Annotated in this window: 15 protein-coding genes; 9 read left to right on the forward strand and 6 right to left on the reverse strand. The window is 38.5% G+C overall.

Going from position 1 to position 13,292, the window contains the following annotated elements; genetic code table 11:
* Positions 1-117 precede the first annotated feature (117 nt).
* Entirely contained in the window at positions 118-456 is a 339-nt protein-coding gene (locus tag ACESK1_RS00450) for a T9SS type A sorting domain-containing protein (RefSeq protein WP_372916784.1), read from the forward strand.
* 79 nt (positions 457-535) lie between these two features.
* Complete coding sequence (locus ACESK1_RS00455) at positions 536-1,513, forward strand: acyl transferase (RefSeq protein ID WP_372916786.1); 978 nt, start codon at positions 536-538, stop codon at positions 1,511-1,513.
* 231 nt (positions 1,514-1,744) lie between these two features.
* Here the strand turns inward: ACESK1_RS00455 and tyrS are convergent, their stop codons facing one another.
* Complete coding sequence (gene tyrS, locus ACESK1_RS00460; RefSeq protein WP_372916788.1) at positions 1,745-3,040, reverse strand: tyrosine--tRNA ligase; 1,296 nt, start codon at positions 3,038-3,040, stop codon at positions 1,745-1,747.
* 83 nt (positions 3,041-3,123) lie between these two features.
* Between tyrS and ACESK1_RS00465 the strand changes: the two genes are divergently transcribed.
* A complete protein-coding gene (locus ACESK1_RS00465) occupies positions 3,124-4,146 on the forward strand; it encodes an NAD-dependent epimerase/dehydratase family protein (protein ID WP_372916790.1) in 1,023 nt (340 codons plus the stop codon).
* Here the strand turns inward: ACESK1_RS00465 and ACESK1_RS00470 are convergent.
* From ACESK1_RS00470 to ACESK1_RS00480, 3 genes are read right to left on the reverse strand one after another with little or no spacing between them, the layout of a single operon-like run.
* Positions 4,130-4,630, reverse strand: a complete 501-nt coding sequence (locus ACESK1_RS00470) for a DUF4296 domain-containing protein (RefSeq protein WP_372916792.1) — start codon at positions 4,628-4,630, stop codon at positions 4,130-4,132. The two genes, ACESK1_RS00465 and ACESK1_RS00470, sit on opposite strands and share 17 nt — an antisense overlap.
* Before the next feature lies 1 nt (position 4,631).
* Entirely contained in the window at positions 4,632-5,975 is a 1,344-nt protein-coding gene (locus ACESK1_RS00475; protein ID WP_372916794.1) for a dihydroorotase, read from the reverse strand.
* Positions 5,975-6,706, reverse strand: a complete 732-nt coding sequence (locus tag ACESK1_RS00480) for a polyprenol monophosphomannose synthase (RefSeq protein ID WP_372916796.1) — start codon at positions 6,704-6,706, stop codon at positions 5,975-5,977. Before ACESK1_RS00480 ends, ACESK1_RS00475 begins: the two co-directional genes overlap by 1 nt.
* Positions 6,707-6,809: 103 nt before the next feature.
* Here ACESK1_RS00480 and ACESK1_RS00485 point away from each other — a divergent pair, with 103 nt between their 5' ends.
* Entirely contained in the window at positions 6,810-7,469 is a 660-nt protein-coding gene (locus tag ACESK1_RS00485) for a DUF4271 domain-containing protein (protein ID WP_372916798.1), read from the forward strand.
* Positions 7,470-7,495: 26 nt separating this feature from the next.
* Positions 7,496-8,248, forward strand: a complete 753-nt coding sequence (locus ACESK1_RS00490) for a uroporphyrinogen-III synthase (RefSeq protein WP_372916801.1) — start codon at positions 7,496-7,498, stop codon at positions 8,246-8,248.
* An 81-nt stretch (positions 8,249-8,329) separates the two neighbouring features.
* On the opposite strand, the gene pckA is transcribed toward ACESK1_RS00490, so the two are convergent.
* Both pckA and ACESK1_RS00500 read right to left on the reverse strand, forming a co-directional pair.
* The gene (gene pckA / locus ACESK1_RS00495) at positions 8,330-9,928 is read right to left on the reverse strand and encodes a phosphoenolpyruvate carboxykinase (ATP) (protein ID WP_372916803.1); all 1,599 of its coding nucleotides are present in this window, start codon (positions 9,926-9,928) and stop codon (positions 8,330-8,332) included.
* Positions 9,929-10,005: 77 nt separating this feature from the next.
* The gene (locus ACESK1_RS00500) at positions 10,006-10,395 is read right to left on the reverse strand and encodes a DUF423 domain-containing protein (RefSeq protein WP_372916805.1); all 390 of its coding nucleotides are present in this window, start codon (positions 10,393-10,395) and stop codon (positions 10,006-10,008) included.
* Between the two features lie 66 nt (positions 10,396-10,461).
* On the opposite strand from ACESK1_RS00500, the gene ACESK1_RS00505 reads away from it, so the two are divergent.
* The 4 genes from ACESK1_RS00505 (at position 10,462) to ACESK1_RS00520 (ending at position 13,291) form a co-directional block, all read left to right on the forward strand.
* Positions 10,462-11,835, forward strand: coding sequence for a saccharopine dehydrogenase family protein (locus tag ACESK1_RS00505; protein WP_372916807.1), 1,374 nt, complete (start codon positions 10,462-10,464; stop codon positions 11,833-11,835).
* A 33-nt stretch (positions 11,836-11,868) separates the two neighbouring features.
* The gene (locus tag ACESK1_RS00510; RefSeq protein WP_372916809.1) at positions 11,869-12,339 is read left to right on the forward strand and encodes an Lrp/AsnC ligand binding domain-containing protein; all 471 of its coding nucleotides are present in this window, start codon (positions 11,869-11,871) and stop codon (positions 12,337-12,339) included.
* A 42-nt stretch (positions 12,340-12,381) separates the two neighbouring features.
* Entirely contained in the window at positions 12,382-12,696 is a 315-nt protein-coding gene (locus ACESK1_RS00515) for a hypothetical protein (RefSeq protein ID WP_372916811.1), read from the forward strand.
* 79 nt (positions 12,697-12,775) lie between these two features.
* The gene (locus tag ACESK1_RS00520) at positions 12,776-13,291 is read left to right on the forward strand and encodes a ferritin (RefSeq protein ID WP_372916814.1); all 516 of its coding nucleotides are present in this window, start codon (positions 12,776-12,778) and stop codon (positions 13,289-13,291) included.
* The last annotated feature ends 1 nt before the right edge of the window (position 13,292 follow it).

The raw sequence follows: 13,292 nt of genomic DNA on the forward strand, positions 1-13,292 counted from the left end.
AGGCTGTCTTTTTCAAGGCAGCCTTTTTTTATAAAACTTTAATTCATAATAGCCTCATTTTCTGGCAGGATTTTTGAAATTTTATTTGTAAGTTTGTAATAACGTCTATATAAAAGAATGAAGCAATACTACTTATTTACTTTTCTCCTGGTATTTTTTCTTTGGGTTTCAGCACCGGCTGTGGCTCAGGAATCGACGTATGGGAAAAGTCAGACAGAACATTCTATAGATGGATTATCTATCTATCCTAACCCGGTAACTAACGGGAAAGTTTACATCACCACCGATTTAAACCTTGAAAAGGAGATTGAAATTTATAATGTAATAGGAAAGCCTATTCACAGAACCAGGCTGAATAGTCGAGAAATGGATGTTTCTTCTTTGTCTCCCGGGATTTATATTTTTAAGATTACAGAAAACGGTAAAAAAGCAACCAGAAAACTGGTTATAAAATAAAAATCACTTTTTTAAATATTTTAAAGCTTCTGGAAAACAGAAGCTTTTTTTATTGTGCTTTTCGGTTTAATTTCGGCTTATGCTATCAGAGGAAATATTTTCAGTACAGAACGAGACAGAATTCCGGGGTCTGGCGTTGAGAGTGTTCAAATTTCAGTACCAAAACAATAAGGTTTACAAGCAGTTTTGTGAGCTACTGAATAAAAATCCTAACAACGTAAGTAGCCTGCAGGAAATTCCTTTTCTGCCTATAGAATTCTTTAAATCACATAAAATAGTTTCCACCCAAAACTCCCCGGAGATTATTTTCACCAGTAGTGGCACTACCGGAAATCAAACCAGTAAACATTATGTAACAGATCTTAGCCTTTATGAAAAAAGCTTTTTAACAGCTTTTGAAAGATTCTATGGAAAACCGGAAGAAATGGTAATTCTGGCTCTTTTACCTTCCTATCTGGAACGCACTGGATCTTCGCTAATCTTCATGGCCGATGCCCTTATCAAAAAAAGCAAGCAAGCCGAAAGCGGGTTTTATCTCCATAACCTGGATGACTTACACAAAACTTTAGAAAAAACAGAAAAAGCCGGAAAAAAGACCCTCCTCATTGGTGTATCCTTTGCCTTACTGGACCTGGTGGAACGTTATAAATTCAACCTGAAAAATACCATAGTAATGGAAACCGGGGGAATGAAAGGCCGCCGAAAGGAAATGATTAGAACAGAGCTCCACGAAATTCTCTTTAAAGGTTTTGGTGTTTCCGTAATTCACAGCGAATATGGAATGACCGAACTTTTATCCCAGGCTTATTCTTACGGAGAGGGAATATTCGAATGCCCGCCATGGATGAAGATACTTATTCGGGATTCTGAAGACGCTCTCAGCCTCCTTCCACTCAATAAAACAGGGGGCATTAATGTGATAGATCTAGCCAATTTTAACTCTTGTTCATTTATCGCTACTCAGGACTTAGGAAGGAATAAAGCCAGGGGAAAAACTGAAATTCTAGGCCGTTTCGATCATAGCGACATCCGAGGCTGCAATCTTCTAATACTCTGATTACCAAACGAGTCCTCCACAAGAATTAAATAAACCTAAAAAATGTAAATTTTACGTTAAATTCCAATTTAGGGTGTAATTTTTTGAAATTCTATCGACTTAATAAATGTAAGTTGAAAATAGGATAAGATCTATTGATTCTTACAGGCTAAGTGAAATTTTTTCATATTAGATTGGTTAGTTAGTTGCAAGCCCCGTAGACGCCCTGTTTACGGGGTTTTGTATTATAAACTAAACCGCTCTTATGATGTAAGTGTTTTTCTTCCCTTTATTCAGGATGATGTATTTCCCGTTTATAAGATCTTCTGAAGTTAACTGGTAATCTTCTTTCACTTTTTCTTTATTTACAGAAACCGAATTTTCCTTGAGTGCTCTCCTCGCCTCTCCGTTTGATTTAAGAAATCCGGTTTCAGCAGAAAGAGCAGCAATCATATCAAGACCATTATTTATCGCCTCTTTTGAAACTTCTGCCTGCGGAACGCCTTCAAAAACATCCAGAAAGGTTGCTTCATTTAGATCTTTCAGATCCTGGGCTGTACTTTTTCCGAAGAGAACTTCAGAAGCTTTTACGGCATTCTCAAAATCTTCACGGGAATGAACCGTCACTGTGATCTCTTCAGCCAGGGTCTTTTGTAATTGCCTTAAATGTGGAGCTTCTTTGTGATTTTCAACAAGTTTTTCAATTTCCTCCCGACTTAGAAAAGTAAAGATCTTGATATATCTCTCAGCATCAACATCACTGGTATTTACCCAATACTGGTAGAATTTATATGGGGAGGTGCGTTCTGGGTCCAACCAAATATTTCCACTTTCAGTCTTTCCGAACTTAGTACCGTCTGCTTTAGTGATAAGAGGGCAGGTCAGGGCGTAACCTTTTCCGTTTGCAATTCTTCTGATCAATTCGGTACCTGTTGTAATATTTCCCCACTGGTCGCTTCCACCCATCTGCAGGCTGCAATTATGCTCCCTGAACAGGTGAAGAAAGTCATAACCCTGTACAAGCTGATAAGTAAATTCAGTAAAAGACATCCCTTCAGCTGCTTCTGAGGAAAGTCTTTTCTTAACCGAATCTTTAGACATCATATAGTTGACGGTGATATGTTTCCCCACATCCCTGATAAAACCAAGAAATGAGAAATTCTTCATCCAGTCGTAATTATTAACCATTACGGCCGAATTTTCAGTATCACTCTCAAAATCCAGAAATTTAGCAAGCTGATTCTTAAGGGCATCCTGATTATGCCTCAGGGTGGCTTCGTCCAGAAGATTTCTTTCTGCCGATTTACCAGACGGGTCTCCAATCATTCCCGTAGCACCTCCAACCAGCGCGAAAGGCTTATGGCCGCATAGCTGGAAATGCCGAAGCATCATCACACTCACCAAATGGCCTATATGCAATGAATCGGCGGTTGGATCTATTCCCACATATGCAGCTCTCATCGCCTCGTTTAAATGTTCTTCGGTGCCCGGCATCACATCGTGAACCATCCCACGCCAGGTAAGTTCCTCTATAAAATTCTTGGTCATAATAATATTTTTTGTACGCAAAAAGAGCCGTAAAGATACCATAAACTCTTATTTTTCCTAAGTGCTTTCCCTATATTTACCACATGATTTTAATCACAGGTGCAACCGGTTTAGTTGGCTCACATTTGGTCTTTGAGCTTGCAAAAAATGGCGAAAAAGTCAGGGCATTGTTCCGAAGCAAAAGCAAACTGAATCGTGTAAAGGAAGTTTTTTCCTATTATACTTCTTCGGAAAAGGCTTCTGAATATTTTGAGTCTATTGAATGGGTAAGGGCAGATATCAATGACATCCCGGCCATGGAGAAGGCTTTCCAGGGGATAGAACAGGTATATCACTGTGCTGCTCTAATTTCCTTTGATCCCGCTGATTTACAGAAACTTCGCAAAACAAATATCACCGGCACAGCAAATGTAGTGAACTTATGTATTGCTCATAATGTGAGGAAATTATGCCATGTTAGCAGCGTAGCAAGCCTTGGAAAGGATAATAAAAAACCGGAGATAAAAGAAGCTATAGAATGGAACCCGGAAGAAAATCACAGCGATTATGCCATTTCAAAATATGGAGCTGAAATAGAAGTGTGGCGCGGTTCACAGGAAGGTTTACCAATAGTGATTGTAAATCCCGGGATAATTATTGGGCCGGGATACTGGGATTCGGGAAGCGGACCAATTTTCAGCAGAATACACAAGGGCTTGAACTATTATATCTCAAAAATCACCGGCTTTGTTGGAGTACATGATGTAGTTGAAACTATGCAACTCCTTATGAAATCTGAAATTAAAAATGAGAAATTCATCGTTGTTGCTGAAAGTATAAATTTCAGAAAGGTGATGAACAAAGTCGCCCAGGAACTGAATAAACCTGAGCCGAAGAAAAAATTAAAAAAATGGATGCTTTGGGTGGGTTGGACATTTTCAAAAGTAAAAAGCATTTTCGGAGGCAAACGCCAGATCACAACCATTACCATTAAAAATCTTTCTGAAGATGTTCATTACAACAATGAAAAAATAAGAAGCGAGCTAAATTACGAGTTTACGCCTATGGAAAAGGTAATTGCTGATACGGCAGTTATTTATAATAAAGAAATTACTGCACCTCGATAGAGCGTGGGTTTATCAGGCTATCTATTAGTACTTCTTGTTCAAGTTCAAGGGAATCGTTTTCTAATCTTAAAGAATCTATCTGAAGGCTATCAATTCCGCCATCAGCAGCAAGGATAGAATCATTAATCTTCCTTTCTACATCCCTAATAGAGTCCAGTTTAACTTTCATTCCCTGAAGATTTTCTTTTACCCGGAGATAGATATCTTCATATTCGGTATAATTTTCAGCATAAAAAGCATTGCTTCGCTCAAATTGCAGACTATCTATGCCAAATTTCTCATAGATATATTCTTGCGGTTCTATCCCGGTCGCTTCAAACTTTCGCTTATTGAAATTGCGTGCCGAGGTCATGATGGAGATTTCAGTTAGTACCTCAACCATTTTATCTTCAGCAATGAGATTATCCGGTTTTTCAGTTTTCTCCACATTCTGGCAACTCGCAAAGACCAATATTAAAATTATAGAATATAGCCTGCTTTTCATCTTATCGATCAAATTCTATTCTTTCTGCCACTTTAGAAAAAGGCTGATGCTTGAAATTCTTGTAAACCAGGTTTCCGTTTACAAAGGTATGGGTTACCCTCGATTTAAAAGTAACACCTTCAAAGGGAGACCATCCACATTTATATACAATATTGTCTGGTTGAACTGCCCAGGGGGCATTTAGATCTACCAAAACCAAATCGGCTTTATAACCTACACGAATATACCCACGATCCTTTATCTGATAAAGAATTGCAGGATTATGACACATTTTTTCTACAATTTTCTCAAGGGAAATTTTTCCCTGATGGTGAAATTGTAACATTGCCGGAAGTGCATGTTGCACCAATGGCCCTCCACTTGGGGCTTTGGTATATTTGTTCTTCTTTTCCTCTTTGGTATGTGGGGCATGATCTGTAGCCAGCACATCAATATGACCATCTAAAAGACCCTGAAGCAAGGCTTCCTGATCTTTTTTCGTTTTCACTGCAGGGTTCCATTTTATAAGTGTTCCCTTTTTTGCGTAATCTGAATCATTAAACCATAAATGATGAACACAAACCTCAGCAGTAATTTTTTTATCTTTTAGAGGTTTTTTATTGCTAAAAAGTCCGATCTCCTTAGCTGTGGAAAGATGAAAAACGTGCAATCTGGCACCAGTCTTTTTGGCAAGGGCTACTGCTTTTGAAGAAGACAGGTAGCAGGCTTCCTCACTTCTTATCTTAGGATGAAGCTCCATTGGAATATCCTCTCCATAGCGCTCTATGGCTTCCTGAAGATTTTCCTGAATGGTTTTTTCGTCTTCACAATGAACCGCAATCAACAGTGGAGATTTAGAAAAGATCTCCTCTAAAACCTTCTCATCATCAACCAGCATGTTCCCGGTAGATGAACCAAGGAATAATTTTAAAGCAGCCGTTTTTTTGGGATCTACTTTTAATATTTCCTCCAGGTTATCATTAGTACCCCCAAACATAAAAGAGTAATTGGCATAAGAACTTTCGGCCGCCATTTGGAATTTTTCTTCCAGCAGCTCTACAGTAGTGGTTTGCGGTAGGGTATTAGGCATTTCAAAGAAAGAGGTAATTCCTCCTGCAACTGCAGCTTTTGATCCTGATTCAATGGTATCTTTATGAGTTAGGCCCGGCTCTCTGAAATGCACCTGATCGTCTATAAGACCAGGTAATAAATAAGTGCCTTCAGCATCATAAATATTAACATCAGGAGACTTCGGACTAATGCTTTCTCCTATCTCTGCAATCACTCCATTTTCGATGAAAACGTCAGCTTCCTTTATTTTCCCTTCGTTAACAACACGAGCATTCTTAATTAAAACCTTCTTCATTACAATTTATCTTTTTTAAAAAGACTTTTTATTTTCATAATTATTACCCCAAATACGGCTTCAGAAATAATTCCACCGCTCATTTTAGAAGTCCCCTGAGTCCTGTCTGTAAAGATCACGGGCACTTCAGTTATTTTAAACCCAAGCAGATGTGCTTTAAATTTCATCTCGATCTGGAAGGCATACCCCACAAAGTGGATTCGATCCAGGTTAATTTTTTCCAGAACCTTTCTATTATAACAAACAAAGCCGGCGGTAGTATCCTGAATATTCATCCTGGTAATTAACCTCACATACCTTGAAGCTCCCCAGGACAAAAGAACACGGCTCATTGGCCAGTTTATCACATTCACGCCTGTAGCATAACGCGATCCAATAGCCACGTCATATCCTCCCCTTTTGCAGGCATTATACAATCTAATTAAATCGTTGGGATTATGGGAAAAATCGGCATCCATTTCAAAAACGTAATCATAATTTTTTTTTAATGCCCATTTAAACCCATGAATATATGCAGTCCCCAATCCTAGCTTTCCTCTGCGTTCTTCCAAAAACAGGTTATCATGATATTCAGCCTGTAGCGTCCTCACCCTATCGGCAGTACCATCGGGTGAATTATCATCTACCACCAGGATATCAAATTTGTGCTTTTGAGAGAAGACATTTCTAATCAGGCGCTCAATATTTTCAATCTCATTATAGGTGGGTATAATGATTATCCCCTTCGTCATCCTAAAACTTTTTGCACAAATGTATGCATTTTAAATCTTCATTTTCTTCAGTTTTATAATCCCCGGGTTAACCTCAAAATTTTACATTTGTAAAAAATTTCAATTGCAGGCAATAGAACGACACGTAGAATCATTAGACTGGATAAGCCTTATCCTGCTGGGTGCCTTTATTCTGTTGAGCCTTGTAAAATCCACTTATCCACAGCGGTTTGAGGAATTTATCTCCCTGTTAACTTCGAACAAATTTATGGTGTTTAGAGGAAAGGAGTATAAGGCTTTTCATCCTTTTAACATTTTAATGTTTCTGCTGAATATTTTATCGGTTTCTTTGTTTTTATTTCTGCTTTTTCAATTGTTCTCACCAATAGAAACTGTAGATAACCAGATGGTACTTTTTATAAGGATAGCAACCGGTTACACCAGTTTCGTACTGGTGAAATTCGGCATTGAGAAGATTATCGCCAATATCTTTGATCTTGACAGGATAATAGATTATTATCTTTACCAGAAACTAGCATACCGAAATTTTATAGCCTTGCTGCTGTTCATCCCCTTAATATTCTTTTTCTATGCTTTTACCCCGCCATTAATTTTGATGTACAGCCTTCTGGGATTACTGATTTTAATGAATGTGGTTAGCTTAAGTACCATTTACAAACAAAATCAAAGTCTTATCAGCGCTAATTGGTTCTATTTTATTTTGTACCTTTGCACTCTTGAAATTGCCCCTTATATTATTTTGTATAAGCTTTTTACAATTTAAACAGGATCAAATTAAAGTACTGATATATGAAAGTGAAAACAATTTTGGTTTCTCAGCCAGAACCTAAAGTAGAAAATTCACCTTATTTTGAGCTTGAGGAAAAACAGCGTGTAAAAATTGATTTCATTCCCTTCATCCACGTAGAAGGAGTATCTTCCAAAGAGGTAAGGCAACAAAAAGTTGACTTAACAAAATATACTGCGATCATCCTTACCAGCCGTAATGCTGTGGATCATTACTTTCGAATAGCTGAAGAAATGCGCTTTAAAGTTCCTGATACTTTAAAATACTTCTGCTTGAGCGAGGCCGTAGCCTATTACCTGCAAAAATATGTGGTATACCGTAAGCGGAAGATCTATGTTGGGAAAAGAAGTTTCGCCGAACTTTCTCCCCTCATAAAGAAATATAAAAACGAAAAGTTTCTCCTGCCTTCCTCAGACATGCTGAAACCAGATGTTCCAAAAACTCTTGATAAACTTGGGGTAGATTGGAAACAGGCTACTTTCTACAAAACCGTGGTGAGCGATCTTTCTCACTTGCGGGATGTAACTTATGATATTCTGGTTTTCTTTAGTCCTAGCGGAATTAAATCACTTTTTGAGAATTTCCCTGACTTTAAGCAACATGATACCCGCATTGCGGTTTTTGGGAACACTACTATAAAAGCAGCCAAGGACCATGGTTTAACGGTAAATATTAAAGCACCAACTCCCGAAACTCCTTCAATGACTATGGCGCTTCAAAAATATATTAATGAGGTTAATAAGAAACACGCTTAATTAGCTTCCATTTATTCTTAATAAAAAATCCGGTATCATTGATGACACCGGATTTTTTTATCCATTTAACTAATTAAAAAATCACGAAACGGGTCCTCCTGCAAGAATCTCAGGATTGGCGTTCTCTTCATATTTCTTAAAGTTCGATTTGAAAGAATTGGCGAGCTCTTTAGCCTTTTTATCATAAGCCATTTTGTCTTTCCATGTATTCCGCGGATTAAGGACTTCGGCAGGAACATCCTCACAGCTTACCGGCATATTCAAACCGAAAATCTCATGTTTGGTATATTCCACCTCCTCAAGTTTTCCTTCCAGGGCAGCGCTTATCATAGCTCTAGTATATTGAAGTTTCATTCGGTTTCCTGTGCCATAAGGGCCGCCGGTCCAGCCGGTATTTACCAACCAAACGTGAACCTGCTCTTCTTTCATTTTGTTACTAAGCATTTCTGCGTAGCGTGTTGGATGAAGCGGCATAAAAGGAGCTCCAAAACATGCTGAGAAGTTTGGTAAGGGCTCATCAATTCCTGCTTCGGTTCCTGCAACTTTCGCGGTATATCCACTAATGAAATGATATGCAGCCTGTCCAGGAGTTAATTTACTAATAGGAGGAAGCACACCAAAAGCATCGGCAGTAAGGAAGAAAATATTCTTTGGATTCTTTCCAACAGAAGGCTCCTTGATATGTTTAATATGATATATTGGATAACTTACCCTTGTATTTTGAGTTATTGTAGTATCCTGAAAATCTACCTCCCCTTTCTCATCCAAAACTACATTCTCCAGAATGGCTCCCGGTTTAATCGCTTTATAAATATCCGGTTCGTTTTCCTCGGTAAGATTGATCACTTTAGCATAACATCCTCCTTCAAAATTGAAAATAGTATTTTCCGGGGTCCAGCCGTGCTCATCGTCACCAATAAGCTTTCGCTGCGGATCGGCAGAAAGTGTGGTTTTTCCTGTTCCTGAAAGACCAAAGAAGATAGCTGTTTCGCCATCATCCCCAACATTCGCCGAGCAGTGCATTGGCAGCACGTTCTTATCTACAGGAAGAATAAAATTAAGTGCTGAAAAAATCCCCTTTTTGATCTCCCCGGTATAACCGGTACCTCCAATTAAAGCGATCTTTTTACTGAAGTTCAGAATAGCAAAATTTTCTGCCCGGGTACCATCCACTTCCGGATCGGCTTCAAAGCCCGGAGCATTCAGAATAAGCCAATCTTCCTTGAAATCTTTAAGTTCCTTTTCTTCAGGTCTTAAAAACATATTGTAGGCAAACATATTGGACCAGGGATATTCGTTAACCACCCTGATGTTCAACCTGTATTTATCTTCAGCGCAGGCATAGGCATCCCTGGCATAAATTTCTTTTCCAGACAAATACTCTGTGACCTTTTTATACAGCTGGTCAAACTTCTGTGGTTCAAACGGGATGTTGATATCTCCCCACCAAACTTTGTCTCGGGTAATTTCATCTTTTACAATAAACCGATCCTTTGGAGAACGACCGGTAAATTTCCCGGTGTTCACGGCTAAGGCTCCAGAACTGGATTCAACGCCCTGTCCCTTTTCAACTGTAATTCGATGTAATTCTTTCGGACTTAATTGATAGTGAAGTTTTGCGTCTTTGATCCCGTACTCCTCTAACGAAATCGTTTTCGTAATTTGGGTGTTTGCGAACATAAATTATTAAGTGTGTGGTTTGTTTAGGCTTACAAAATTATAAATCTTATGCGGAATAAGGAGTCTGCTCTCTTATTTTATTCATTTTTTAACGAAATAAATTTTATCCCTAAAATCAACCAGGCAAGTATAAGCAGCGACCCCCCTATTGGCGTAATCAAAGCAATGCTTCTGAAGTCGATGAGTGTGAGGTCATTTGTGGCCAGAAGATATATGGAACCCGAGAATAAAATCACCCCGACCACCAGGAGATAAAAAACACCTGTTAATTTTTTAAGACCGGGAATTTTAAACCCACCAATAATCAGGAGTAAGAGCGCATGATAAATTTGGTATTTCACTCCTGTTTCAAAAGATTTTAGCGAAGCCTCCTCCAGTAACGGACCTAGCCCATGAGTGGCAAAAGCACCTATTATAACACCCAGAAATCCAAAAATACTTCCGGCAACCAAAAATTGCTTGTTCATCCTTTAATTTTTTATGAAGTAAAGATTTAATACATTCGTTACCACTACACAAAATTAACTTATTTTATGCGACAAATTTTAATAATTGGTGCGGGAAAATCTACTTCCGTGCTTATCAACCACCTGCTTGAAAATGCGGAATCACAAGATCTTTTTCTAAGAATTGGAGATATGGATCTTGAAACTGCACAAAAAGCCACCCAAAACCATAAACGCTGTGAAGCCCTTGCCCTGAATGTCTTTGACCCTGCGAGCCGGGAAGCTGCCATTAAAAATGCCGATATTGTAATATCCATGCTCCCGGCCCGATTTCATATAGAGGTAGCCCGGGATTGTGTGAAATTCAAAAAAAACATGGTCACCGCCTCTTACATTAGCAAAGAGATGAAAGCCCTGGATGAGGAGGTAAAGAAAAACAACCTGGTCTTTATGAATGAGATTGGAGTTGATCCAGGCATAGATCACATGAGTGCTATGCAGGTTATAGACCGAATTCGGGATAAAGGCGGGAAAATGCTCATGTTTGAGTCATTTACCGGAGGTCTTGTGGCCCCTGAAAGCGACACCAACCTTTGGAATTACAAATTTACCTGGAACCCCAGAAATGTTGTGGTTGCAGGTCAAGGTGGGGTTGCCGAATTTATTCAGGAAGGAAAATTCAAATTCATTCCTTACCATAGATTATTCAGAAGAACTGAATTTCTTCATATTGATGGCTATGGGAAATTTGAGGGATATGCTAACCGAAATTCCCTGGACTATATGAGCATTTACGGACTGGAAGATATCTTAACGCTTTACCGCGGAACTATTAGACGAGTAGGCTTTAGCCGTGCCTGGAATATGTTTGTTCAATTAGGTATGACCGATGATAGTTTTACGATGCACGATTCTGAAAATATGAGCTATCGTGACTTCGTGAATTCCTTTTTACCCTACTCTCCAACCGATTCTGTAGAGCTTAAGCTTCGGCATAATTTAAAGATCGATCAGGACGATGTGATGTGGGAGAAATTGCTTGAACTGGATATCTTCAACGATAAAAAGAAAATAGGAATTAAAAACGCCACCCCGGCACAGGCACTTCAGAAGATACTTATGGATAAGTGGTCTCTTGCTCCCGACGATAAGGATATGATCGTGATGTATCATAAATTCGGTTATGAATTAAACGGAGAGAAAAAACAGATAGATTCTACCATGGTACATATTGGTAGAAATCAAACCGAAACCGCCATGGCCAAAACTGTGGGATTACCTGTGGCGATTGCGACCATCAAGATCTTAAATGGAGAAATTAGCACTCCTGGGGTTCAATTGCCAATTAAAAAAGAGGTTTATGAACCTATCCTAAAAGAACTTGAGAAGCATGATATTATTTTCAAGGAGAAAGAATCTGAATACCTGGGATATAACCCCTTTGGAGAAGTAGGCAATTAATAGTTATTTTAGCCTTACTAAAAATCACTTTTAATGAAAGTAGTAAACGAAAATGTAGTTGTAGATGGTATCGATAAGACCATTCTGAATCATTTAATGGAAGATGCCAAAAAGCCTATCCTGGAAATTGCCCGGAGTATTGGTATTACGGGAGCAGCTATTCATCAACGTTTACGAAAATTGGAAAAAAGTGGCTTGATCGAAGGCTCTAAACTTATTATAGACCCCCGCGTGCTGGGCTACAAAACCATGGCATTCGTGGGGGTTTATTTAGATAAGGCCGTGAGTAACCCACAGGCGGTAAAAAAGCTCAATGAAATACCAGAAGTTATCGAGTGCCATTATACCACCGGGAACTGGTCTATTTTTCTGAAAATACTATGCAGGGACAACGAACATTTAATGCAGGTTTTAAACAAAAATATTCAGGCTATTGACGGGGTTTCCAGAACCGAAACTTTTATTTCGTTAAATCAACAAATTAAGCGGCAAATTAAGATCTAATATTTGGAATAATTCTAAATAAGATTTAATTTTGGCGTTAGAATGAACACACTTTATAAGGCCCAAAAATTCACTTCTTTCCAATGCGATAATTCGCGGGTTTTTTATATTGAGTTTGAGCATAAAACAGTTAAGCTTAGCTTTTGCCAATTGCTTGCCTTTAGGGAACAAGTCAAAAACATAGACCTCGATGCTCATTTTAGCGGAAAAAACAAACACGGTATTGAAATTCTGGTTTTGTGCAACCGTTCCCATATTCTCATTTTTGGTACTCTTGAATGTATTGCACTAAAAGAATTAATGCAAGGTACTTTTGCTATGCTTGAGCTCAATTCCCTTCTTACCGCTACAGCCTAAACCTGCTTTAGAATCTTTCTAAATTCTATTGAAAATTAGGTGCTTAATTGCATTTTGGCTAATTTTAGAAAAAAGTATTATGAAAGATATTGTAAGACAGAAATTAAGCATCAATGTAGAAATTATGGATATGCTTAATAAGCAGATAGAAAAGGAAGCAGTTTCCTCTTCTGCATACCTGGCAATGGCCTCCTGGTGTGATCATAACGGATTGTTGAATAGTGCCAGCTTTTTTTATAATCAATCTTCAGAAGAGCGGGAGCACATGTTGAAGATCTTCAAGTTTATAAATGATAACGGTGGTACTGCCTATTCTCCTGAAATAAAAAAAGTGATGCACGACTTCAATTCGCTCGAAGAGATATTTGAAGCTGCCCTCGACCAGGAAATAGAAATTACCAAAAGTATACACAACCTAGTTCAAAAAGCCAGGAAACTAAACGATTTTACAACTGAATACTTCCTGCAGTGGTTTGTAAATGAGCAAATGGAAGAAGAACAAACTATGCGAAGAGCCTTGGAAATATTTGACCTTATGGGGGATGAACCGCTTAAGTATATAGACGAAAGAATTTCCCAGGTAAGGGAAGAATAAT

The organism is Salegentibacter sp., assembly GCF_041642575.1.
Taxonomy (GTDB): domain Bacteria; phylum Bacteroidota; class Bacteroidia; order Flavobacteriales; family Flavobacteriaceae; genus Salegentibacter.